Source organism: Mycobacterium aquaticum, assembly GCF_002086485.1.
Classification (GTDB): Bacteria; Actinomycetota; Actinomycetes; order Mycobacteriales; family Mycobacteriaceae; genus Mycobacterium; species Mycobacterium aquaticum.
The window spans coordinates 188,673-211,862 of sequence record NZ_MVHF01000007.1 but is presented as its reverse complement, the minus strand read 5'-3'; the positions used below and the strand labels follow the sequence as shown (position 1 = coordinate 211,862).

24 protein-coding genes are annotated in these 23,190 nt (G+C 66.3%); 14 read left to right on the top strand and 10 right to left on the bottom strand.

Features of this window, described 5'->3' with window-relative positions:
• Positions 1-42: 42 nt before the first annotated feature.
• Positions 43-1,254, top strand: a complete 1,212-nt coding sequence (locus BST13_RS10440; protein ID WP_083163335.1) for a helix-turn-helix domain-containing protein — start codon at positions 43-45, stop codon at positions 1,252-1,254.
• On the opposite strand, the gene BST13_RS10435 is transcribed toward BST13_RS10440, so the two are convergent.
• Entirely contained in the window at positions 1,251-1,616 is a 366-nt protein-coding gene (locus BST13_RS10435) for an Rv1152 family transcriptional regulator (protein WP_083163333.1), read from the bottom strand. The two genes, BST13_RS10440 and BST13_RS10435, sit on opposite strands and share 4 nt — an antisense overlap.
• A gap of 37 nt (positions 1,617-1,653) precedes the next feature.
• Here BST13_RS10435 and BST13_RS10430 point away from each other — a divergent pair, with 37 nt between their 5' ends.
• The 7 genes from BST13_RS10430 to BST13_RS10400 all read left to right on the top strand — a co-directional run bounded on the left by BST13_RS10430 (position 1,654) and on the right by BST13_RS10400 (position 8,366).
• Positions 1,654-2,367, top strand: a complete 714-nt coding sequence (locus tag BST13_RS10430; RefSeq protein ID WP_083163429.1) for an NAD-dependent deacylase — start codon at positions 1,654-1,656, stop codon at positions 2,365-2,367.
• Positions 2,368-2,479: 112 nt separating this feature from the next.
• Entirely contained in the window at positions 2,480-3,493 is a 1,014-nt protein-coding gene (locus BST13_RS10425; protein ID WP_083163330.1) for a LacI family DNA-binding transcriptional regulator, read from the top strand.
• 49 nt (positions 3,494-3,542) lie between these two features.
• Entirely contained in the window at positions 3,543-4,367 is an 825-nt protein-coding gene (locus tag BST13_RS10420; protein ID WP_083163327.1) for an N-acyl homoserine lactonase family protein, read from the top strand.
• Positions 4,368-4,385: 18 nt separating this feature from the next.
• Positions 4,386-5,150: a glutamine amidotransferase gene (locus tag BST13_RS10415; protein ID WP_083163325.1), complete on the top strand. Its 765-nt coding sequence runs from the start codon at positions 4,386-4,388 to the stop codon at positions 5,148-5,150.
• A 22-nt stretch (positions 5,151-5,172) separates the two neighbouring features.
• Entirely contained in the window at positions 5,173-6,618 is a 1,446-nt protein-coding gene (locus BST13_RS10410) for a purine-cytosine permease family protein (RefSeq protein WP_083163322.1), read from the top strand.
• Complete coding sequence (locus tag BST13_RS10405) at positions 6,618-7,505, top strand: arginase family protein (protein WP_158087138.1); 888 nt, start codon at positions 6,618-6,620, stop codon at positions 7,503-7,505. The genes BST13_RS10410 and BST13_RS10405 overlap by 1 nt, the downstream gene beginning before the upstream one ends.
• A 3-nt stretch (positions 7,506-7,508) precedes the next feature.
• On the top strand, positions 7,509-8,366 hold the full coding sequence (locus BST13_RS10400; RefSeq protein ID WP_083163317.1) for a PfkB family carbohydrate kinase: 858 nt from the start codon (positions 7,509-7,511) through the stop codon (positions 8,364-8,366).
• 14 nt (positions 8,367-8,380) lie between these two features.
• Here the strand turns inward: BST13_RS10400 and BST13_RS10395 are convergent, their stop codons facing one another.
• Genes BST13_RS10395 through BST13_RS10385 form a run of 3 tightly spaced genes read right to left on the bottom strand, consistent with a single transcriptional unit; the run spans position 8,381 to position 11,980 of the window.
• The gene (locus BST13_RS10395; protein WP_083163314.1) at positions 8,381-9,019 is read right to left on the bottom strand and encodes a class I SAM-dependent methyltransferase; all 639 of its coding nucleotides are present in this window, start codon (positions 9,017-9,019) and stop codon (positions 8,381-8,383) included.
• Positions 9,016-9,714, bottom strand: coding sequence for a TetR/AcrR family transcriptional regulator (locus tag BST13_RS10390; protein WP_083163311.1), 699 nt, complete (start codon positions 9,712-9,714; stop codon positions 9,016-9,018). The genes BST13_RS10395 and BST13_RS10390 overlap by 4 nt, the downstream gene beginning before the upstream one ends.
• Positions 9,704-11,980: an MMPL family transporter gene (locus tag BST13_RS10385; RefSeq protein ID WP_083163308.1), complete on the bottom strand. Its 2,277-nt coding sequence runs from the start codon at positions 11,978-11,980 to the stop codon at positions 9,704-9,706. Before BST13_RS10385 ends, BST13_RS10390 begins: the two co-directional genes overlap by 11 nt.
• Positions 11,981-12,138: 158 nt before the next feature.
• Here BST13_RS10385 and BST13_RS10380 point away from each other — a divergent pair, with 158 nt between their 5' ends.
• Together BST13_RS10380 and BST13_RS40180 are read left to right on the top strand one after the other, a co-directional pair.
• Complete coding sequence (locus BST13_RS10380; protein ID WP_083163305.1) at positions 12,139-12,672, top strand: DoxX family protein; 534 nt, start codon at positions 12,139-12,141, stop codon at positions 12,670-12,672.
• Between the two features lie 115 nt (positions 12,673-12,787).
• Positions 12,788-12,919 (top strand): hypothetical protein, encoded by a 132-nt coding sequence (locus BST13_RS40180; protein ID WP_018598896.1) that lies wholly within the window; start codon positions 12,788-12,790, stop codon positions 12,917-12,919.
• A gap of 93 nt (positions 12,920-13,012) precedes the next feature.
• On the opposite strand, the gene BST13_RS10375 is transcribed toward BST13_RS40180, so the two are convergent.
• Genes BST13_RS10375 through BST13_RS10365 form a run of 3 tightly spaced genes read right to left on the bottom strand, consistent with a single transcriptional unit; the run spans position 13,013 to position 15,934 of the window.
• Positions 13,013-14,026, bottom strand: a complete 1,014-nt coding sequence (locus BST13_RS10375; protein ID WP_083163302.1) for an NAD(P)H-dependent flavin oxidoreductase — start codon at positions 14,024-14,026, stop codon at positions 13,013-13,015.
• Positions 14,027-14,043: 17 nt separating this feature from the next.
• Entirely contained in the window at positions 14,044-14,796 is a 753-nt protein-coding gene (locus tag BST13_RS10370) for a 3-hydroxyacyl-CoA dehydrogenase (protein ID WP_083163426.1), read from the bottom strand.
• Positions 14,797-14,848: 52 nt separating this feature from the next.
• On the bottom strand, positions 14,849-15,934 hold the full coding sequence (locus BST13_RS10365; protein ID WP_083163424.1) for a CaiB/BaiF CoA transferase family protein: 1,086 nt from the start codon (positions 15,932-15,934) through the stop codon (positions 14,849-14,851).
• Between the two features lie 120 nt (positions 15,935-16,054).
• Between BST13_RS10365 and BST13_RS10360 the strand changes: the two genes are divergently transcribed.
• Positions 16,055-16,882, top strand: coding sequence for an enoyl-CoA hydratase (locus tag BST13_RS10360; RefSeq protein WP_083163300.1), 828 nt, complete (start codon positions 16,055-16,057; stop codon positions 16,880-16,882).
• Between the two features lie 55 nt (positions 16,883-16,937).
• A complete protein-coding gene (tet(V), locus tag BST13_RS10355) occupies positions 16,938-18,209 on the top strand; it encodes a tetracycline efflux MFS transporter Tet(V) (protein WP_083163298.1) in 1,272 nt (423 codons plus the stop codon).
• A gap of 1 nt (position 18,210) precedes the next feature.
• On the opposite strand, the gene BST13_RS10350 is transcribed toward tet(V), so the two are convergent.
• Together BST13_RS10350 and BST13_RS10345 are read right to left on the bottom strand one after the other, a co-directional pair.
• A complete protein-coding gene (locus BST13_RS10350) occupies positions 18,211-18,732 on the bottom strand; it encodes a gamma carbonic anhydrase family protein (protein ID WP_083163421.1) in 522 nt (173 codons plus the stop codon).
• A 43-nt stretch (positions 18,733-18,775) separates the two neighbouring features.
• Positions 18,776-19,735 (bottom strand): GlxA family transcriptional regulator, encoded by a 960-nt coding sequence (locus tag BST13_RS10345; RefSeq protein ID WP_083163419.1) that lies wholly within the window; start codon positions 19,733-19,735, stop codon positions 18,776-18,778.
• Positions 19,736-19,773: 38 nt separating this feature from the next.
• Here BST13_RS10345 and BST13_RS10340 point away from each other — a divergent pair, with 38 nt between their 5' ends.
• Together BST13_RS10340 and BST13_RS10335 are read left to right on the top strand one after the other, a co-directional pair.
• The gene (locus tag BST13_RS10340; RefSeq protein WP_083163296.1) at positions 19,774-21,093 is read left to right on the top strand and encodes an MFS transporter; all 1,320 of its coding nucleotides are present in this window, start codon (positions 19,774-19,776) and stop codon (positions 21,091-21,093) included.
• A 141-nt stretch (positions 21,094-21,234) separates the two neighbouring features.
• Positions 21,235-21,969: a fasciclin domain-containing protein gene (locus BST13_RS10335; RefSeq protein ID WP_083163294.1), complete on the top strand. Its 735-nt coding sequence runs from the start codon at positions 21,235-21,237 to the stop codon at positions 21,967-21,969.
• 76 nt (positions 21,970-22,045) lie between these two features.
• Here the strand turns inward: BST13_RS10335 and BST13_RS10330 are convergent, their stop codons facing one another.
• On the bottom strand, positions 22,046-23,188 hold the full coding sequence (locus BST13_RS10330; RefSeq protein ID WP_083163292.1) for an acyl-CoA dehydrogenase family protein: 1,143 nt from the start codon (positions 23,186-23,188) through the stop codon (positions 22,046-22,048).
• Positions 23,189-23,190 lie beyond the last annotated feature (2 nt).

Here is a 23,190-nt window from a genome sequence, read left to right as displayed (position 1 = left end):
GAGTCGATGGTGCACTGTGCACCACCGCCCTAGGCTTGGCGGATGACGTGGCAACTGCCGTCACCGCAGGTGCGGGAGCTGATCCGGCAATGCGCGCAGATCGTCGTAACCGCACGCCCGGAATGGCTGGAGGAGCTCGACGAAGCCGTGCTGGCCGCCAGCCCGGTGATCGCGGCGGATCCCGAACTCGCGGGTGCGGTCAGCCGCAGCAACCGGGCCAATCTGTTCTTCTGGGGTGCGGCCAATGTCCGTGACCCAGGGGCGCCGGTGCCGCCGAACACCGGGCCCGAACCACTGAGCATCGCACGGGAAATGGTGCGGCGCGGCATCACCGGATTCCCACTCGACGCCTACCGGGTCGGCGAGGGTGTCGCGTGGCGGCGCCTCATGGAAATCGCCTTCGAACTGACATCGGACGCCGGGCAATTGCACGAACTGCTCGACGTCTGCTCACGGTCGATCAGCGCCTTCATCGATGCGACGCTGTCCGGTATTGCCGCGCAGATCGAGCTCGAGCGCGACGAGCTCACCCGGGGCACCCATGCCGAGCGGCGCGAAACTGTCGCACTGATCCTCGACGGGGCCCCGATCCCGCGCCAGCGCGCCGAGACGCGCCTCGGCTACTCACTGACCGGCGCGCACACCGCGGCGGTGATCTGGACCGAACGCCCGGACAGCGACCTGGTCCGATTGGACCGCGCCGCCGAGTCTTTCGGGGTGACGCGCCCCCTGAGCCTGCTGGCCAGCGTGGCCACGCGCTGGGTGTGGACACACAGCCCGATCGACGTGGCAGCGCTGGGTGAGCACATCCGTGCGGATCCCGACATCCGGATCGCGATCGGACCGACCGCCGAGGGCGTGGACGGCTTCCGGCGCAGCCATTTCGGCGCGCTCACCACCCAGCACATGATGGCGCGGCTGCACTCGCCACAGCAGATCGCCACCTTCACCGAGATCGAACTGGTCGCGCTGATCACCGCCGACGCCGACCGCGCTGCCGCCTTCGTCAGTCGAGTGCTCGGTGATTTCGAGACAGCAAGTACCGAATTGCAGGAAACGGTACGGACTTTCGTCGAACAGCAGTGCAACGCGTCGCGCGCGGCAGCGACGCTCTACACGCACCGCAACACGCTGCTGCGTCGGCTGGCCCGCGCCGATGAACTCCTGCCCCGCCCGCTCGCCGAATCCGCCGTCGACGTCGCGGTGGCTCTCGACGTGGTGCGCTGGCGGGGTCAGGCGAACCCGCGCGGTTAGTCGAATGCCGTGTCGAGGTAACGCAGCGCATCGACCTTGGCGATGCCCAGCGCCCGAGCCGCTTCGGCAAACGAATTCGCGGCCGCGGCCATCGCGGCATCCGCCGGATCGGCCCGCGCGACAAACGTGCCGTACCGTCCGCGGGTCTCCAGCACGCCTGCCGCCTCAAGTTCGCGATAAGCCCTGGCCACGGTGTTGACAGCCAGTCCGATCTGGCCCGCCAACTCCCGGACCGTCGGCAGCCGGGTGCCCGGCGAAAGGCGCCCGTCTCTGATGCCGTCGATGATCTGGATTCTCAACTGGTCGAACAACGGCCTGTCAGCATCCGGATCGACCCGGACCCAATCCCCCAACTCGGTCACGTGCTCAGTATCACCCAAAGCCGCTACGTTGGTGAACGTGCAATTGACAGTGCTCAGCGGTGCGGGGATATCGGCGGAAAGTGGCGTGCCGACCTTCCGCGACGTCGAGACGGGCCTGTGGGCCAAGGTCGACCCCTACGAGATCTCGAGCTCGGAAGGGTGGCAGCGGCACCCGGAGCGCGTATGGGCCTGGTACCTGTGGCGGCACTACATGATGGATGCGGTCGAACCGAACAACGGACATCGCGCCGTGGCGGCCTGGCAGGACTACGCCGACGTGCACGTGGTGACCCAGAATGTCGACAACCTGCACGAGCGGGCCGGCAGCACCAATGTGCACCATCTGCATGGCAGTCTCTTCGAATTCCGCTGTGACGCTTGCGAATCACAATTCGAAGGGGTGCTGCCGGAGATGCCGGAGCCCGTGGAGGAGGTCGAGCCGCCAGTGTGCTTCTGCGGCGGGCTGATCCGGCCGAACGTGGTCTGGTTCGGCGAACCGCTGCCCGAGCGGGCCTGGCAACAATCGGTGGCCGCGGTGGGCAATTCCGACCTCGTCATCGTGGTGGGGACCAGTTCGATCGTGTACCCGGCGGCCGGTCTTCCCGAGGCAGCGCTGGCCAACGGCATCCCCGTCATCGAGGTCAATCCGCAGCGCACACCGCTGTCGGACAGCGCGACGGTGTCGTTGCGGGAGACCGCGGTGAGCGCGCTGCCCGGACTGCTGCAGCGCCTGCCGACACTTCTCGGCTAGGGCCGCACTGCTGGGCTGAGGCCGTCGCCGTTCCATAGGTATTGCACTCAATGGTTCGTACGCGCTAGATTGCGATCTGCATCATGCAAAGCGCTTTGCATAGGAGTTGAGGATGGCCACGATCGCTGAAGTCGCGCGGCTGGCGGGTGTCAGCCCGACGACGGTGTCGCATGCGCTCAGCGGTCGGCGCGCAGTGTCGGAGGAGACCAGACGCCGCGTGCAGGAGGTCATGGACGAACTCGGCTACAGCCCTCGCCGCGCCGCCCAGAACCTGGCCACAGGCGGCACCCGACTGCTCGGCCTGATCGTCCCGGACATCTCGAACAGTTTCTTCGCCGAGTTGGCCAAAGGCGTCGAAGAGGCGGCGATCGATGCCGGGTACAACATGGTGCTCTGCAATTCGGCGTTCAATCACGACCGCGAACTGCTCTACCTGGAGACCATCCGCTCCCGCGCGGTCGACGGCGTGGTCTACGCGGCCGGCTCACCGACCACCCACCGGGAAATGGCCGATTCCCTCGGCAGCATCCCGGTGGTGCTGGTCGACGAAGAGGTGCTCGGGTCGAACACCTGCTCATTCGTTTCCGACAATGCCGAAGGCGGTCGGCTTGCCGCCGAGCACCTCATCGGACTCGGCCACACAGACGCAATCATCCTGTCCATGGCCGGGCTCGCCAGCTCCGACGACCGCGCACAGGGCTTTTCGGACGCCTGGGTGTCACACGATCTCCCGCAACCCGTGGTGATCGGCGGCGACTTCACCTACGACGGCGGATACGCGGCGCTGACCGATGCCGTCGGCCCGCTGCACGACATCGATTTCTCTGCCGTCTTCGCGACGAACGATCTGATGGCGCTCGGCGCGATGAAGCGGCTGATGGAGATCGGTTTGCATGTCCCGCAAGATGTTTCGGTCGTCGGGTTCGACGACATCAACATCGCCGGCATGACCAATCCGGGCCTGACGACCGTCAGACAAGACGTGTGGCAGCTCGGATTCCGTGCCGCGGAGGCACTCATCGCCTCGATCGACACCTCAAGCCCGCCACCGGCCGAACGGCACGTCCAGCGCGTGGAACTCATCGTGCGCGGGACGACGTCACTGTGCATGTCCGACGCCGACTGACCGGCGTCGTAGCTGTGCGGGCTGACCCGCAGCGAACCAAAGGAACAGCATGTCTCTTCAGATTCACCACATCGTCACCGGCGAGCTCGAGAGCTCGTTGTCGGTATCCATCCTCAACAGCGGAATTCACCCCGACATCCCCGATAACAAGGCACTTCTGTACGGCTTCCGCGATGACATTGTGCGCCTTGATGGTTCGGTGCACGAGGGTGTCATGGTCCCGGTGCCCGTGTGGCTCATCCTCGGTGGTGACAAGACCATTCTCATCGACTCCGGACTGGGTGACGTCGACGAAGTCGCGGCGATGCAGCACCGCTACGGCGTCGACTTCGTCGCGTCACGCAGCCATGACCAGGATCTCCGGGCCGGGCTCGCCCGCTACGGCGTCAAGCCCGAGGACGTCGACATCGTCGTCCTGACCCACCTGCACTTCGACCATGTGGGAAACAACGAGATCTTCCCGAACGCAACGTTTTTCGTGCAGAAGGACGAGTTGCCACAAGCCACCACACCACCTCATTTCTGCATGTTCTACTACCCGGAGTACGTGTACAAGGTTGATCAGATCCGCGACCGGCTGTGCGTGATCGACGGCGATTACGACCTCGCCGACGGAATCCGGTTGCTGAAGATCGGCGGCCACACCCCGGGATGTATGGTGGTGCTGGTCGAAACCGGCTCGGGCGTAGTGTGTTTGACAAGCGATGTGATGTACAACTACGTCAATCTCGAACTCAACTGGCCGATGGGCTCATTCTGGAATCTGCCGGAGCTCATGACGGGCTACGACAGGATCCGCAACTCGGCGGACATCATCGTCCCCGAACACGACTGGAAATTCCTGCAGCACTTCCCCTCCGGAACCATCTCTTGATCAGATAGGACCTCTGTCATGCCGCGTTTGCTTCTGCTCGGTGAGTCTTGGACCACCCACATGATCCACCAAAAAGGGTTCGACACCTTCACCACCACCGAATACGTCGAGGGTGGCGCCGAATTCGTCGCCGCGATGCGCTCAGGTGGGTGGGACGTCACGCACATCCCGGCCCACAAGATCGAAAGCGATTGTCCGCGTTCGCCGGCCGAGTTCGGCGAGTACGACGTCGTCGTGATCAGCGATGTCGGAGCCAACACATTCCTGCTCACTCGGGCGGTGTTCAACCGCAGCCAGCCCGAACCCAATCGTCTTGCCGCCCTTCGGGAATACGTCGAGACTGGCGGCGGCCTGGCCATGATCGGCGGCTATCTGTCGTTCTCCGGAATCGACGCCAAGGCCAACTACGCCAACAGCCCGATCGGCGACATTCTCGCCGTTGCGCCACTGCTGACCGACGATCGTGCCGAAACCCCCGAGGGCGCGGTACCGACCGTGACCGCCGCAGGCCACCCTGCCCTCGGCAGCACGGGTGAAACCTGGCCCGCGTTGCTCGGTTTCAACCGCACCAACCCGCATCTCGATTCCGAGGTGCTGGCCGAAATCAATGGCTCCCCCCTTGTCGCGGTCCGCACGGTCAAGGCCGGTCGCTCGGTCGCATTCACCTCCGACATGTCCCCGCACTGGGCGCCACCGTCATTCGTGGCCTGGGAGGGGTACGCCGCACTCTGGCTCGCGCTCATGGCATGGGCGGCAGACCGCACCACCGTCGACGCCCGGTAACGACAGCAACCAAGGACAAACAATGGCCGTAGAACTCGTCGAAGACCGTTCGTTCGACTATGTGCCGCCCTCGGCACGCACGGGAAGTCTCTGGTCGCAGACCCAGTTGTGGTTCATGATCAACGCCTCGTTCCTCACGGCGTCCACCGGGGCACTCGGGTCGCTCGCCGGCCTCGGCCTGCGATGGTCGATCACGGCGATCGTGCTCGGCAGCGTCTTCGGCACGCTGTTCCAGGCCTTTCACGGGGCGCAAGGCCCGCGCATGGGACTGCCCCAGATGATCCAGTCCCGGGCGCAGTTCGGGACGCGCGGCGCCGTACTGCCGCTCGTGGCAGCGACTCTCGTGCAGTTCGGCTTCGCCATCTTCTATGTGCAGACCGGTGCGGCGTCGATTCACGTCATCACCACAGGGATTTCACTACCGGTACTGTCCCTGGGCGTCGGCGTCGTCGCGCTGCTGGTGGCCACCATCGGCTACCAGGTGGTGCTACGGGCGGAGAAGACCGTCTCCTACCTGATGCTCGCCGCACTGGTCGTGCTGAGCGTGTGCGCATTGCGCTATCTGCCCGTCGGCGCCTACCTCGGCGTCGCCGACTTCGGGCTCGCGCCGTTCCTGCTGCAGTTCGCCGCGTCGGCAACGTTCCAGATCGCCGTCGCGCCAGTGGTTTCCGACTACACCCGCTATCTGCCCGAATGGATATCCGGTTGGAAGGTGTCGGCGACCGTCTTCGGCGGCACCTTGCTCTCGGCGATCTGGATCGAGATTCTCGGTGCCATCCTGGCGATCGCCTACCCCGATGCCAGCACCGTCGCGGGTTTCGACCAACTCGCCGCGAACATGTCCCCGGTGCTGGCCGGCGTCATGATGGTGGTGTCGCTGCTCACCTGCCTCAATGCCGTCGCGGTGGCCTTCTACAGCGGATCCATCGCGTTTCTCACGGCGGTCGAAGGCTTCCGCCGCTTCACCTCAACCTTCAAGGTCAGGGCAGCAGCGATCGTGTCGCTCGGCTCGATCGCCATCTTCGCCAGCCTCTTCGTGCCGGAGAACGCACTCAACGCGTTCAGCGTCTTCCTGGCGATCCTGACCTACTTCCTCATCCCGTGGACCGCCGTCAACCTCATCGACTACTACATCGTTCGCCGGGGAATCCTCTCCATCAGCGACATCCTCAAGACCGATGGCGGCATCTACGGGCGCTGGGGACGCTCGGGAATGATCAGCTACACAGTGGGATTCATCGCGATGATCCCGTTCTTCAGCACCACCGTCTGGGTTGGCCCCGCCGCTGCGGCAATCGGCGGCGCCGACTTCTCCTTCGCCGTAGGGCTTTTCGTATCAGGCGGGCTGTACCTGTTCCTGACCCGCGACTTCGATCGCGAAGCCGAATACCAACTGGTCGCACGTTCCCCCATCAACACCATCGACACTCGGGTGACCGCGACATCCAGCCCGGTGGGAGGTCGATGATGACCACGTTGCGACTCGAATGGCCGCAATGGCAGGGCGGCGAACCGCAGGCCGTGGCGCACTACACCCCCGGCCTCGACGTCGCCGAAAGCCGCACCGTCTACGGCCTCGGCGGACAACTGACAGCCGCGCTGGCTCCCCGGCACGATGGGCCCACCGTGCGCGTGGCGGTGCCCGACTACAGCCACGACCTACCTGAGATCGACGGCATCGTCGGGAAGGACGAGGTGCTGCGCCAACACGCGGAAGCGCTGTCGCTCATACGCGAAGCGGACGCCGACCGCATCCTCACTCTCGGTGGCACGTGTGCCGTCAGCCTGACACCGTTCGGCTACCTCGCCGAACGATACGCCGACGACCTTGTCGTCATCTGGCTCGACAGTCACGCCGACTGCAACCTGCCCGGCGGCCCGAACCGTGGCTTCAACACCATGGTGGTCAGCCACCTGTCGGGGCGCGGCGACAACGACGTCCTCGAGAGCATGCCGGCCACGCTGCCGTCGAGTCGGGTCCTGCTCGCAGGGGTGCACGCGTGGGACGATCAAGACAGCCACACGCATGAGTCCTGGGGGCTGCGCCTGATTCCGCCCGCCGACACCGAGCCATTCGTCGACGCGGTCCTCGGGTGGATCCGCGACAGCGGAGTCCGCCATGTCGCGGTCCACTTCGACCTCGATGTTATCGACAGCGATGAACTCGCCTTCGGAATGGCATGGGAGAAGGGCGGAATCTCGAAGGCGACCGCACTGCGCACCATCGCGGCCATCGCGGAAGCGTTCGATCTGGTCGGCCTGACGGTGGCCGAATTCGTTCCCCGCGAAGCCGTCGCGCTGCGCTCCATATTGCACGGCCTACCTCTCGCAGGGAGCGAAAGGTCGGCTGAATAGACCATGCCGACCGGCCCTGAACCACTCATCGCCGTCCTGGGCAGCATCAACCTCGATCTGACCGTCGAAGTCGAGACCTTGCCCAGGCCTGGGCAGACGGTGCTGGCTCATCGCGTCGTCCGCGGGCTCGGCGGCAAAGGCGCCAACCAGGCTGCCGCCGCAGCGCAGCTGCTCGGCCGCAGCCGGATGATCGGCGCGGTCGGCAACGACGCCGACGGAGTCTGGCTGCGCGAGCAGTTGGAGAGCTTCGGCGTCGACGTGAGCACCGTCGAGTTCGATGACGTGCTTCCATCCGGTATGGCGCTGATCGGCGTCGACCGGGCCGGTGAGAACAGCATCATCGTCGTTCCCGGTGCCAACGCACACGCCGCAGCGCCGCCTGCGGCCCTTGCCGACGCCGACGCGCTGATGTTGCAGTTCGAGATCCCGATCCCCGAAGTCGTGCGCGCGGCAGAGCAGTTCGAGGGACTGGTCGCCGTCAATCCCTCTCCGAGTCAACGTATCCCGGCCGCGCTGCTCGATCGTGCCGACCTGTTTGTGGTGAACGCCGCGGAGTACCGCGACATGCCGGAACTCGCCGACGCCGCGCTCGTGGCGGTGACGCTGGGCGCGCAAGGGGCCGAACTCCGGGAGCGGGGACGCAAAACCGAAGCGCTGGAAGCCTTCCCGGTCAGCCGAGTGGTGAGCACAGTCGGCGCGGGTGATGCCTTCTTTGCGGCTCTGACATGTGCCCTCACCCGAGCTTTTCCGCATCGCGTCGCCCTCGAAATCGCCTGCTGTGTCGCAGCAGTCGCGGTCGAGGACCCGTGCTCGCAACCGCGGCTGGACAAACTCGAGTGCTACCTGAGCAGCAGGGTGTAGTCACCCCCAGAGAGTCACGCCGGCCGCACAGCATGCCCGATTGCCCACTCCGACACCGGCAGCGGCACCCAGGACGGCAACACCCATTCGCGACGGGCGCCGTCGATCACGAAACCGGCCTCTACGATGGCGTGCTCGGTGTCGCGATGTGTGTGGCAGTTTCCCAGCAGCCGCGGCCACACGGTGGCATCGGCGATCCGTTGCAGCCGATCCTTGTAACCCGAGCTGGCCACGTGCTCCAGGTACCGCAGTTGCCCACCCGGGCGCAACAACGAAAAGAGCTGCCGCAGAACAGCACCCGGATCATCGATGGAACACAGCACCAGTGAGCAGACCACCGCGTCGAACGGCTCGGAGCTCGCGAATTGTTCGGCGGTTTCACCGGTCACCCTGACAGGTACCGACGCGACGGCCGCGGCCTGCTGCGCCACCTCGGCGAGATGGCGTTCGGGTTCGATCGCCACGACCTCGGTGACCGTGTCGGGGTAGAGCGCGAAGTTGGTGCCGGTGCCCGCGCCGACCTCGAGCACCCGGCCTGTGAGCCCGGTCAGGTTCTCGGCCCGCAGCCGGCGCAGCGCGTCCGGTTCGTAGCTCGACAGCGTTTTCCACACCCGCGCGAAGAACGGGTTGTCGACGATGGTCGGAGTGCTCATTGGTGGATCCCTTCGGCGAATTCCTTCAACCGGGCGACGGTGTCGCTCGGCGCCACGTCGGTGCCGATCATGCCCCCGACGATCTGCCCGAGACACACCGCGCGCAAGACACGGTCGGCGAATTCCTCGGCGTCACCCCAGGGCAGATACGGCTTGGCGACGAGCATGGCCGCGACGCCATGGGCCGCGGTCCACAGTTCGAGCGCCATTGCCGTGGCGTCACCCGCCGGGTAGACACCTTCGGCGATGAGCGCTTCCACGGAGGTCCGCAGATGCATGAACGCCGAACTGTTGAGTGTCAGGTCGACATCGCTGCCCGGCCTGCCCTCGCCCATGGTGGCGATGCGGTAGAGCTCCGGGGTGGCCATGGCGAAGCGCACGTAGGCCAGACCCTGCGCACGCAGCACCTCGATCGCCGATGGCTGGTCGGCGACCGCCTGCATCTGCTCGTCGAGCTTCTCGAAGTACCGTGCGCACACGGCGTCCAGCAACGCGTCCTTGTCGGCGAAATGCAGATAGATCGACGGCGGCGTGATACCCACTCGCTGCGCCACCGACCGGATCGACACGGCCTTGGCGTGGCCCGTTTCGAGCAGCAGTTCGGTGGCGGCGTCGAGGATCTCCTCGCGCAATTGCTCTCCGGAACCGCGCGGGGCGCGTCGGCGCTTGAGGGGCTGTATCACATCACCCAGCATCCGCCACCCCGACGGCGGCGCATTCCCGTTCGACGGGTTTGGTTGGCGCAGCACCGGATTCGCTGATGCCGATCCGACGATGCAGGCGGGCCAACGGGGCAGGCGCCCACCAGGACCACTTCCCCAACACATGCATGAAGGCGGGGACCAGCAGGACGCGGACCAGGGTCGCGTCGACGAGGATGGCCAACGTCAACCCGAGCCCGAACATCCGCATGAAGGCGACCTGGGCCGCGATCAGCGCGGCGAACGATATCGACATCAGCAGTGCCGCCGCGGTGATCACGCGGCCCGTGCGGGCCAGGCCGAGTGCCACCGCCTCGTCGTTCCGTGCGCGTGGAGACGTCTCGCCGGATTCGAGCCAGTACTCGCGGACGCGCGAAACCAGGAACACCTCGTAGTCCATCGACAGCCCGAACGCGATGCAGAACAGCAGCACCGGCAAGTTGGCGACGAGCGTTCCGGTGGATGTGGTGCCCAGCGCGCCCAGATGGCCGTCCTGGAAGATCCACACCAGAGCGCCGAACGCCGCGGACAGGGATAACACGTTGAGCAACAACGCTTTCAGCGGCAGGACCACGCTGCCGGTGAGCAGGAACAGCAGGATGAAGGTGATAGCCGCGATCACGCCGAGAACCAGCGGCAGCCGCGACGTGATGGCCACGGAACTGTCCCGGTTGGTCTGTGCGGTGCCGGTCAACTGCACCGCGGCCGGGGCAGGGACTGCCCGCAGGGCGTCGAGCTGTTTCTCGGACGCGGCGCTGAACAGTGGTGCGCTACTGCCGACGCTGAGGAACGCACTGCCGTCTTTGAGCCCGGTCGCCGCCGACGGCGGGCCTACCGGCCGTCCCCCGACGAACGTGCCACCCGGGGCGGACACCGAGGTCACGTCGGTGACCGTCGACAGCGCACCGGCATACCGGTCGAGATCGGCGGGCGTGAGGCCGGCGGCATCGGGGAGGACGACGGTCACCGTAGTGGCCGCGTCGGCCGCGAAGGCCGTCCGCAGTTCGTCGCCCACCTGACGCGCCGACGCCGACTGCGGCAGCACCCGATCGTCGGGGAAACCCCATTTGATCCCGAGGAACGGCGCGCCCAGCAACAGCAGCACCGCGACCAGCGTGACGCCGATCGGAAGCGACCGCCGCATAACGCGTTTCGTCATGCGGTACCAGAGCGTCTGGTCCACCGGTCTGCGCACCGGTTCGGGCCTGCCGAGGATGCGCCGGGCGAAACGACGGACGTCGAAGGCGTCGAGTCGGTCGCCGAGCAACACGATCGCCGCGGGGGCGATGACGATGGCGGCCAGCGCCGCCAAGCCCACCACCGCGATGCCCGCGTAGGCGAACGACTTGAGGAAGTACATCGGGAACAGGACCATTGCGACCATCGACAGCGCCACGGTCATCGCCGAGAACAGCACGGTGCGTCCGGCGGTCGTCATGGTCCGCACCAGGGCCTGCTCGGGCGCGGCGCCGTCGGCCAGCTCGTCGCGATACCGGCTGATGATCAGCAGGGTGTAGTCGATGGCCAGGGCCAATCCCATGGCGACGGTGAGGTTCAGCGCGAAGATCGACACGTCGGTGATCATGGTGAAGCCGCGCAGTACCGCCAGCGATCCCAGGATCGCGAACCCGCCGACGGCCAGCGGCAGAGCGGCCGCCAGCAGCCCACCGAACACCCAGACCAGCACCACGAAGCTGAGCGGGATGGCGATGGACTCCATCATCAACAGGTCTTTCTCACTCTGCCCGTTGATCTGGACGTAGATCATGGCCTCGCCACCGGAGCGCACGGTCACACCGTTGCGGTCGTGCACGAGACGGTCCGTCAGTTCCTTGGCGTGCTTCTGCGCCCCGCTCTCACCACCGCTGATGCCCGCGACGATGAGTCCCGTCCGGCCGTCCTTGCTGATCAGGCCGGCCGCGGCAGGCGGAGGTGCCGTCCAGGCCGAGCTGACCTGCGTCACATCCGGGGAGCTCTGCAGCGCGGTGACGATGTCGGTGCCCGCGGCCGTCGCGGCGGCGCTGTGTACGCCGTGATCGGCGGTCACGCTGATCACCAGCTGCATGTCACCGCGGTCGAACTTGTCCGAGAGCAGCTTGGCAGCCCGGGCGGACTCCGACGACGGGTCTTGGAAGCCGCCGGCGGACAGGCTCTTGGCGACGGGGATACCGAAGATCGCGGCTGCGGCCATCACCAATGCGGCGACGACGAGGATGCGCCTGGGCGCGGCGATGGCCAGATGAGCAATCCGGTTCAGCACGTCGGTTCCTTCCCACGACCCATTACCGGCGTTAACTTAACTCCGATAACTTAGGGACGTCAACACCGGCCTCGCTGATTCATACGGCGCAGGACCGCGAAACGTTCACACTTGATGCGCACGAGATGAATTGCCGGCCGACGACGGGTCTAGTAGTCATGACAACCACCACAGCGCTCCGCGCGGACACCACAACGACAGACATCGGCCTGCTGATCCTGCGCATCGCCACCGGCGCCACGATGCTGCAGGCAGGCCTGATCAAGGCCTTTGACTTCGGCACCGTCACCGGGTTCATGCAGAGCGGGGGCTGGCGACTGCCGCCGCTGGCAGCCTTCATGGTGACCGCTGCGGAGACCTTGGGCGGCATCGGCTTGCTACTGGGGGTACTGACTCCGCTGGCGGCCTTGGCGGTGATCTCGGCGATGGTCGACGCCTGGGCGGTGAACGTGTCGGGCGGGGCCTTCTGGTCGCAGCCGTTCAACGTTCCGTTCATGGTGGCCTTCGCCGCGGCGGCCCTGCTGTTCACCGGGGCCGGGACGCTGTCGATCGATCACCGGGTCTTCGGCCGGGCCCGCGGCACGCGTTCGGTCGCGGTCGCCATGTTGGTGGCGGGCGTAGCCATCGCGGTCGTGACCTGGATCGCCCTGAACGGCACCAACCCGATCCATTTCACTCACAGCGGGAGCTGAGAACCCGCCCCAGAGTCGCCGAACCGGCCGGAAACCTACCGCGAAGTAAGTATTGCCACCATTTTCCGAATCGTGACTCAAAGATTCCTTAATGGTGACACCTACTGTTCAGTACATGTGGATCGACGACACCAGTGCAGATGTCATCAAGGTCGACTTCGACGCTCTCTACCACGGCGATGTCCTGGTCGAGGGTGATACGTCGGAGCAGTTTGACGACTTCCAGCCGCTCCGTACCGCGGTATGAGAAAGCGCGCGCCGCGCGGCGCGCGCTTCACACGTTGAGTTTGCCCGGCACGGGCGTTTCTCAGCACCCCATGCCGTGATGGCCAGTCCCCGCCTATGCGGGGACTGTTTCTTTCTCAAGGTCCGTCTCATCGGCGCCGATCATGTCCAACAGGCGCCCCGTGATGAGTCCTTCGGCCTCGGTCACCATCCGCGACACCAGCTCACCCACCGTGGGGATGTCGTTGATGAGGCCCATCGAGGTACCGACCGACCAAATGCCGGCATCCAGGTCACCCAGTTCATAGACCTTGTTGCCCCGCACGCCGGCCACCAGATCCTTGACATCGGGGAACTGCCCACCCTTGTTGAGGATGTCCACGACCTCCCGCGACACCGCGTTACTGGCCACCCGAGCAGTGTTGCGCAGCGGACGGAAGATCAATTCGGTATCCAACTCCGAGCCGGCCACGATGGCTTCCTTGACGTTCTGATGAATCGACGACTCCGCGGTGCACATGAACCGCGAGCCCATGTTGACCCCGTCAGCACCCAGCGCCAACGCCGCCACCAAACCCCGCGCATCGGCGAAACCACCCGAAGCGATCATCGGAATCTCGATCTTGGCCGATGCGGCCGGGATCAGCACCAGGCCCGGAATGTCGTCCTCGCCGGGGTGCCCGGCGCATTCGAACCCGTCGATGCTGATGCCGTCCACACCCAGGCTCTGCGCCTTGACCGCGTGACGCACCGATGTGCACTTGTGCAGCACCTTGATGCCGTTGTCGTGGAACATCGGCAGGTGCGGCGCGGGGTTGGAGCCCGCGGTCTCGACGATCTTGATGCCCGCATCGACGATCACCTGGCGGTATTCGTCGTAGGGCGGCGGGTTGATCGTCGGCAGGATCGTCAGGTTCACCCCGAACGGCTTGTCGGTCAGCTCCCTGGTCTTGGCGATCTCTTTGGCCAGATCCGCCGGTGTCGGCTGCGTCAGCGCCGTCAGAAAACCCAACGCACCCGCATTGGCCACCGCGGCAACCAATTCCGCACGACCCACCCACTGCATACCACCCTGCACGATGGGATGCTCGACCCCGAACGTCTCGGTGAACTTCGTCTTCAATGCCATATGTTCGCCTTCCTCAGTTACCGGGGGGCCATGCGGATGGCGCCGTCGAGGCGGATCACTTCGCCGTTGAGCATGGGGTTTTCGATGATGTGCACGGCCAGGGCGCCGTATTCGTCGGGATCACCGAGCCGGGCCGGGTGCGGCACCTGAGCGCCCAGCGATTTCTGGGCCTCTTCGGGCAGCGAGCCCAGCAGCGGGGTCTTGAACAAGCCGGGCGCGATGGTGCACACCCGGATCAGCTCCCGCGACAGATCGCGCGCGATCGGCAGGGTCATGCCGACCACACCGCCCTTGGACGCCGAGTACGCGGCTTGGCCGATCTGCCCGTCGAACGCCGCCACCGAGGCGGTGTTGATGATGACACCACGCTCTTCACCGACCGGTTCGGTCTTGGCGATGCGCTGCGCTGCCAGGCGGATCACGTTGAACGTGCCGATCAGATTGACCTCGACGACCTTGCGGAACCCCGCCAGCGGGAACGGCCCGTCTTTACCGAGGGTCTTGATCGCGTTGCCGATGCCCGCACAGTTGACATTGATCCGCACGGGGCCAAGCGATTCCGCGACATCGAGTGCCTCGGACACCCCGGCCTCATCGGTGACGTCGGTGCCCACGAACCGGGCCCGATCGCCCAGTTCGGCGATCACCTCTTCGCCCTTGAGATCGATCACGACCACCGACGCCCCCGCATCCAACAACCGCTTCGTGGTGGCCAACCCCAAACCCGAAGCCCCGCCGGTGACGACGGCTACCGAATCCCTGATCTCCATGTACCGCATTCCTCTCCGGCCGGCCCGGTGCCGACCAACTAGTCGGTTGGGACTATACCCAGTCGCGCAAGACCGCTTCGGTGTCAGCGCCGCGCGCTCCCGGCGGCGTCGGCCGGACCGGGGCACTGCGCGAAAACCGCGGCGCAGGCATCGGCTGCAGGTTGCCGCGGTCGTCATAGAACGTGTCGCGCTCGGCGATGTGCGGTTCGGTGAGCACCTCGGCGAACGACAGCACCGGCGTCACACACGCATCCGTACCGTCGAACACCGACACCCAGTGGTCGCGGTCATGTGCCGCAATGGCTTTGGTCAAGATCTCGCGCAGCTCGGGCCAGCGGGCCACGTCGTTCTGCCCGGGCAGATCGGCGGCGTCGAGCCCGAGACCCTTGAGCAGCTCGGCGTAGAACTGCGGTTCGATCGCGCCGACGGCGACGTACTTTCCGTCCGAGGTCTCGTAGGTGTCGTAGTAGGGCGCACCGGTGTCGAGCATGTTGACGCCGCGCTCGTCGCTCCACATGCCCTGCGCCCGGAAGCTCCACATCATCTGCATCAGCACGCTGGAGCCGTCCACCATAGCGGCGTCGATCACCTGCCCCTTGCCGGAGGTCTGCCGCTCGAACAGCGCGGCGAGTATGCCGACCAGCAGGAACATCGAGCCGCCACCGAAGTCGCCGGCCAGGTTCAGCGGCGGCACCGGCCGCTCCCCGTGGCGACCAACGGCATGCAGCAGACCATTGAGCGAGATGTAGTTGATGTCGTGCCCGGCCTGCAGAGCCCGCGGACCCTGCTGACCCCATCCCGTCATCCGCGCATAGATCAGGCGCTCGTTGACCTTCGCGCAGTCATCGGGGCCCAGGCCCAGGCGCTCGGTAACCCCGGGGCGGAAGCCTTCGATCAGCACGTCGGCCTTCGAGATGAGCGTGAGCACCAGTTCGCGGCCCTCGTCGCTCTTCATGTCCGCTTCGACCGATCTGCGGTTGCGCAGCATGGCATCAGCGCTCGGTGTGCCGGAGGCCTTGCTGGGTCGCTCGATCCGCACAACGTCCGCGCCCAAGTCGCCAAGAATCATCGCCGCGTGCGGGCCCGGGCCGATGCCGGCCAGCTCCACAACGCGCAAACCCTGCAATGGTCCTGCCATGCTCATCCGCCCTTCGCGTATCCGGCCTTGGTTGACCGCCGACATAGCTTACTTGTATAACCTTCTCAACCGGCCGTAGCCTATAGCGGGCCCCTCGCCTGCCAGACCGAAGGTGCAGATATGACATCCACCGACACCAGCGCAGCCCCGTCCATCAGGGAGTACCGCAGCATCGATGACCTGTCGGTGAGACTGGCCGATGGCGTGCTGTCCGTGACGCTCAGTCGGCCGGAAAGCCTGAACTCTCTGACCCAGCCGATGCTCGTCGCCATCGCCGACGCGATGGACCTCGCCGCAGACGACCCCGCGGTGCGCGTGGTTCGGCTGGGTGGAGCGGGCCGCGGATTCAGCTCGGGCGCGGGGATCAGCGAGGCCGACCAGAATGCCGAATCCCATGACGCAGAAGGCGTTCTCGACGCGGCCAACCGCGCCGTCGGGTCCATCGTGGCGCTGCCCAAGCCAGTCGTCGTGGTGGTGCAGGGCCCTGCCGCCGGAGTCGGGGTCTCGCTGGCCTTGGCCGGTGATGTGGTGCTGGCTTCCGATGCGGCGTTCTTCCTGCTGGCCTTCACCAAGATCGGGTTGATGCCAGACGGTGGCGCGTCAGCTCTGGTCGCGGCGTCGATCGGCAGGGCCCGCGCGATGCGGATGGCGCTGCTCGCCGAGCGGCTCACCGCTGCCGACGCCTACGCAGCGGGTCTGATCGGCGGCGTCTACCCGGCTGCCGAGCTGGATGCCGAAGTGGACAAGGTCATCGCCAAACTGCGCTCGGGTCCGGCGGTGGCCCTGCGCAAGACCAAGCACGCCATCAATGCGGCCACCCTGACCGAGCTCGAGAGCGCCTTCGCCCTCGAGCGGGAAGGCCAGCTGCAGCTGTTGGCGTCCAACGACTTCCGTGAGGGCACCCGCGCATTCCAGCAGAACCGACGGGCGGAGTTCACCGACTCCTGACTCCCCGGGCGAAAATCGTTGGACGCGGGCGGTATCCGTCCGCGACCATCGAGGGATGAGTACGCAACTCGACGCCGGCCGACCGGTCCGATGGCGCGTGCTCGCCCCGTTCCGGGTGCGGGAGTACCGGCTGCTGATCGGCGCCGTGAGCCTGTCGATCTTCGCCGAAGGCATGTGGTCGGTGGTGATGGCGCTACAGGTCATCGCCCTGGACAACGATCCGGCGTCCCTGTCGCTGGTCGCCACCTGCCTCGGTGGAGGTCTGGTGCTGTTCGTCCTCATCGGCGGCATCGCCGCGGACCGGATCAACCAGCGCGCCATCATCATCGCCGTCGAGACGGTCAACCTGTTGACGGTCTCCGCCGTCGCTGTGCTCGGACTCCTTGGCGCCCTTCGGATCTGGCACATGGCGGTGGCCGCCGGTGTGCTCGGCATCGCCGCGGCCTTCTTCTTCCCGGCCTACAGCGCGCTGCTGCCACGCATCCTGCCCGCCGAACAACTGTTGGCCGCCAACGGGGTTGAAGGCGTCGTACGGCCGGTGTTCCAGCGCTCGGTGGGCCCCGCAGTGGCGGGCATCGTGGTCGGTGCGACGCTCCCGTCGGTGGGCGCAGTAGGCGTTGCCTGCCTGTTCGGCCTGGGCCTGGTGCTGCTGGTGGCCACCCGCGGTGCCACTGATTCGCCTGCGCCGCAAGCGGATCAGCGGCCACATGTACTGCACGATCTGATCGACGGATTCCGGTTCATGGTGCGCACGCCGTGGCTGTTGTGGACGCTGTTGTTCGCCAGCATCTTCGTGCTGGTGGTGGTCGGGCCCATCGAGGTGTTGCTGCCGTTCATCGCCAAGGACCGGTTCGCCGACGGCGCGCGCATGTACGGGTTCATCCTGGCGTTCTTCGGTTTCGGTAGTGCGCTGGGTGCGTTGACGGTGTCATCTCGGCGGATGCCGCGTCGCTACCTGACCTCGTTGATGGTGATGTGGGGGCTCGGTGCCCTCCCGCTCGTGATCGTCGGCATCACAACGTCATTCCCGTTGATGGCGGCCGCCACGTTCGTCATCGGCGTCACCGACGGAGCCGGGTTGGTGATCTGGGGAACGCTGCTGCAGCGTCGGGTGCCGACGCAGATGCTGGGCCGGGTGTCGAGCCTGGACTTCTTCGTGTCGCTGGCCTTCATGCCGCTGTCGTTCGCGATCGTCGGGCCGTTGTCGAAGGTGGTCGGAATGCACACCATCTTCCTGGTGTCGGGTGTGGCGCCGGTCCTGCTGGCGCTCGTGGCACTCGTCGCCGCACGCATGCCCCGCGACGAACTGGCGCACCCGCTGCGCTGACTCAGTGCGCCTCGCGGTGCAGCCCGGTGAGATGCGTGTAGGCCTGGGCGTTGAGCTGGTTGTGGCCGACCTCGTCATCGCTGAGCTCGCGGCGCACCTTGGCCGGAACCCCCGCCACCAGCGACCGCGGTGGTACCACCATGCCCTGCGGTACCACCGCGCCTGCGGCCACCAGGGAACCTGCACCGATCACGGCGCCATTGAGCACGACGGCCCCCATGCCGATCAGGCTGTTGTCCTCGACAGTGCAGCCGTGCAGGACGACGTTGTGGCCGACGGTCACCCCGGCCGCGATGCGGCATGGGAATCCGGGGTCGACGTGTACCGTCACGCCGTCCTGAATGTTGCTGCCCGCGCCCACCTCGATGGGTTCGAACTCGGCGCGCAGCGTGGCGCCGTACCAGACACTGGCGTCGGCCGCGAGCGAAACCTGGCCGATCACATTGGCATTGGGCGCGATCCAGGCGTCGGGATCCACTGTGGGGGTATGACCGGCGACGGACACGATGAGCGGCTCAGGCATGTCGGCCATGGTAATCAGGCGCTCATGCGAGGTGCGCGCAGCCTCAAGTTCCCTGGAATACCTTGCGATAGCTCGACGGGGACATGCCGAGCCCGCGGCGCAGGTGATGCCGCAGGTTGCCTGCACTGCCAAGGCCGGCGCGCCGAGCCACCTCATCGACCGAAAGGTCATGGGATTCCAGCAGTTCCCTGGCGCGGTCCACGCGGCGGCTGCGGATCCACGCTCCGGGGGCCTGGCCGGTTTCCGCGAGGAATCGGCGGCTGAACGTGCGTGTGCTCATGTGGGCGTGCCGTGCCAGCCGCTGCACGGTGAGTTCCTCGTCGAGGTGGGCCAGCGCCCACTGGCGGGTGGCGGCCGTGGACGCCTGCGGCACGTCCGGCTCGGCGACAGGAGCGATGAACTGGGCCTGACCGCCCTCCCGCCAGGGCGGCACCACGCAGTAGCGCGCCACGCCGTTGGCCACCGCGGCGCCGTGATCGCTGCGAATGATGTGCAGACACAGGTCGATTCCGGCGGCCAGGCCAGCGGAGGTGAGCACATCACCGTCGTCGACGAACAGCACGTCCTCGTCGAGTCGCACCGCGGGATGCAGCCGCCGCATGTCCGCGGCGAAACGCCAATGGGTGGTCGCGGGTCTGCCGTCGAGCAGCCCCGCAGCGGCGAGCACGAATGCCCCGGTGCAGATCGACACCAGACGCGTTCCGGGACGGATGCGGGCCAGCGCCCCGGACACCTCGGCATCCAGCACACCGTCGATGCGCGCCGGGGTATAGCGGGTTCCCGGGATCACCACGGTGTCGGCGGTATCCAGCGCCTCCGGCCCGGCCGCGGGCACGATCGCGAAGCCGTTGGTGGCGGGCACCGGTCCGATGTCGAGACCACACGTCACGACGTCGTAGAGCGGATTGCCGTCGGCGTCGACGGCGTTGCAGAACAGTGTCGGCGCGATGGCCGCGTCGAATCCGACCACTTCCGCCAGCAGCAGTACGGCCACGCGGTGCATACCCGATTCTGGCATGTTTTTGATGAATGCTGGCATTTATGCCACTGGCCGGTCGGCCGCCGGTCGGACACAGTGGTCGGGTGAAAACCCGCGTCCACTGGGCCTGGGTGGTGGCGGCGGTCAGCTTCGTCGCGATCCTCGGTGCCGCAGGCTTCCGCTCGATCCCGGGCGTCATGATGAACCCGCTGCACCACGAGTTCGGCTGGTCGCACGGCACTGTCGGCCTGGCTATGTCGGTCAACATGACGCTGTACGGCCTGACCGCGCCGTTCGCCGCCGCGCTGATGGACCGCTTCGGTGTGCGGCCGGTGCTGACGGTGTCCCTGCTGCTGATCGCGACCGGTTCAGCGGTCAGCACCCTGATGACCGCCAGCTGGCAACTGGTGCTGCTGTGGGGCGTGCTGGTGGGTATCGGGACCGGCTCCATCTCGATGGGGTTCGTCGCCACGGTCGCCACGCGCTGGTTCGACGCGCGTCGCGGTCTGGTCACCGGCGTGCTCACGGCGGCCAGCGCGACGGGCCAGCTGATCTTCCTGCCGGTCGTCGCAGCAGTCACCACCGCCCACGGCTGGCGTTGGGCCTCGCTCATCGTCGCAGCTGCCGCGCTGGCGGTCGTCCCGCTGGTGGCGCTGTTCATGCGCAACTACCCCAGCGACAAAGGCCTTGCCCCCTACGGCGCCCACGCCATCGCACCGCCCACGCCACTGCCCACCGGCAGCTTCAGCGCGGCCTTCGACGGGCTGCGCATCGGCTCGCAAGTCCCGGCGTTCTGGCTGCTGGCGGGCAGCTTCGCGATCTGCGGCATGACCACCAACGGTCTGATCGGCACGCACTTCATCCCCGCCGCCAACGACCACGGCATGCCGACCACGGTGGCCGCCGGCTTGCTGGCCACCATCGGCATCTTCGACGTGGCAGGCACGGTGTTCTCCGGCTGGCTCACCGACCGCGTCGATCCCCGCGTGCTGCTCCTCGTGTACTACGCGGGCCGGGCCGTCTCACTGCTGCTGTTGCCGTCGTTGCTCTCGCCGCACGCCGAGCCGAGCACGTGGGTGTTCGTGTTGTTCTACGGCCTGGACTGGGTGGCCACCGTGCCGCCGACGATCGTGCTGTGCCGCGAGTACTTCGGCGATCGCTCCCCCGTGGTGTTCGGCTGGGTCTTCGCGTCGCATCAGCTGGGCGCAGCCGTCGCCGCAGCGGGCGCGGGCTGGCTACGTGATCTGAACGGCAGTTACGACGTGGCGTTCTACCTGGCTGCGGGGCTGTGCTTCGTCGCGGCGGCATTCTCGGCAAGCATCAGAAAAGTGCAGGTCGGTACAGTCGAACCAGCGGCAGTAGACACTTCTGCTTTGCCGTAACCGCACGGTTACCTTTACCATCCGATGCGGCGCCGCGGGGAACGCCGAGGCCGTCGTATCTTCGTGTGCCCCCCTGGGGTACGCGCGCCACCGGCTGCCGACGAACCACAGGCCAGGCATGAGCGGGAGGAAAACCCACCTATGAAGACTCGCACCAAGACTCTTGGCGCAGCCGCGGCGGTTGCCGCCATCGCGGCGTCGCTGCCGTTGTCGATCACCGCCAATGCCGATCCGGCAGCACCGACGACGACAGAGACGATCAACGTCGAGATCCCGGACCCACAGGGCCCCGGCTGCGACAACTTCAAGAAGGAAATGCCGGACTGGAAGGCACTGTCCAAGCAGCCCGTCAGCAAGGTCCTGGCGAGCATCCCCGAGATCAGCACCTTCAACTCCGCGGTCGCCGGCGGGATGAACCCGGCGGTCAACATCACCGCGGTCCTGGACAACGGCCCGTACGTGGTGTTCGCCCCGAACAACGACGCGTTCGCCGCCATGGAACCGGGCAAGCTTGACGCGCTGAAGGGCAACGTCGCCGCGCTCACCAGCCTGGACTACTACCACGCGTTCCTCGGCCTGCTCGGCCCGGACGACGTCAAGGGCCAGCGGCCCACCCAGCAGGGCGCCGAGATCAAGGTGACCGGCAAGGGCGGCGACATCAAGGTCAACGACACCGCCAAGATCGTCTGCGGCGGCATCGAGGCCCAGAACGCCCGGATCTACATCATCGACGCGGTGCTTGACCCCAACTCGCCTCCGGAGCCGTTCACCCCGACCGGTGTCAGCACCACGTCCACGACCCCGACGACGCTGTCCAGCGAAGCTCCGAAGCCGTCGCCCAGCGCGACGCCTGCCGCCGACGCACCGATCGGCTGATCTCTCTTCTCCGCGAGCAGACACAAAACTGCCCCTTTTCGCGTGAAAAGGGGCAGTTTTGTGTCTGCTCGGCGAACTAAACCCCCAGATCGCGACCGATGATCTCCTTCATGATCTCGGTGGTGCCCCCGAAGATCGTCTGGATGCGCCCGTCGACATAGGCGCGCGCGACGCGGTACTCCATCATGTAGCCGTAACCGCCATGCAACTGCACGCAGTTGTCGATGACCTTCTTGGCGGTCTCTGTCGCCCACCACTTGGCCTTGGCCGCCTCGACCGCCGTCAGCTCACCGTCGACGACGGCCTGCAGGCAGCGGTCGATGTAGGTCTCGGTGACCTCCAGCTCGGTGTCCATCTCCGCGAGCAGGAACCGGTTGTGCTGGAAGCTGCCGATCGGCTGGCCGAATGCCTTGCGGTCCTTGGCGTATTGCAGGGTCTCCTGCCACACCGCGCGGGCGCCATAGATCGCGGAGATGGCGATCGAGAGCCGCTCCGAGGGCAGATTGGTCATCAGGTGGTAGAAGCCGCGCCCTTCCTTGCCCAGCAGGTTGGCGTTCGGCACCCGCACGTTCTCGAAGTGCAGCTCGGAGGTGTCCTGGCTGTGCAGGCCCATCTTGTCGAGCTTGCGACCGCGAGTGAAGCCTTCCATGCCCCGCTCCACCACGAACAGCGTGAAGCCCTTGTGCCCGGCCTCGGGATCGGTCCGGGCGACCACGACGACCAGGTCACTGTTGATGCCCGACGAGATGAAGGTCTTGGAGCCGTTGATGATCCAGTCATCACCGTCGCGCACCGCGGAGGTCCGGATACCGGCCAGATCGCTGCCCGCGCCGGGCTCGGTCATGGCGATGGCGATGATCAGCTCGCCGCTGGCGATGCCGGGCATCCAGCGCTGCTTCTGCTCGTCGTTGGCCAGCTCCTTGAAGTACGGGCCGACGACGTCGTTGTGCAGGCTCAGCGCCGGGCCGTGCACGCCGGCACGGGCGATCTCCTCGTCGATGATCGCGTTGAACCGGAAGTCATCCGAACCACCGCCGCCGTACTCCTCGGGCATGTTGAAGCCGATGACGCCGTACTTGCCCGCAGCCGTGTAGGCGGAGCGGTCGACGATGCGCTCGGTCTCCCACTTCTCGCTGTTGGGCACGAGCTCGCGCTCGATGTATTCCTTGACGGTCTCGCGGAACGCTTCGTGTTCCGGGGTATAAATCTGTCGCTTCATGG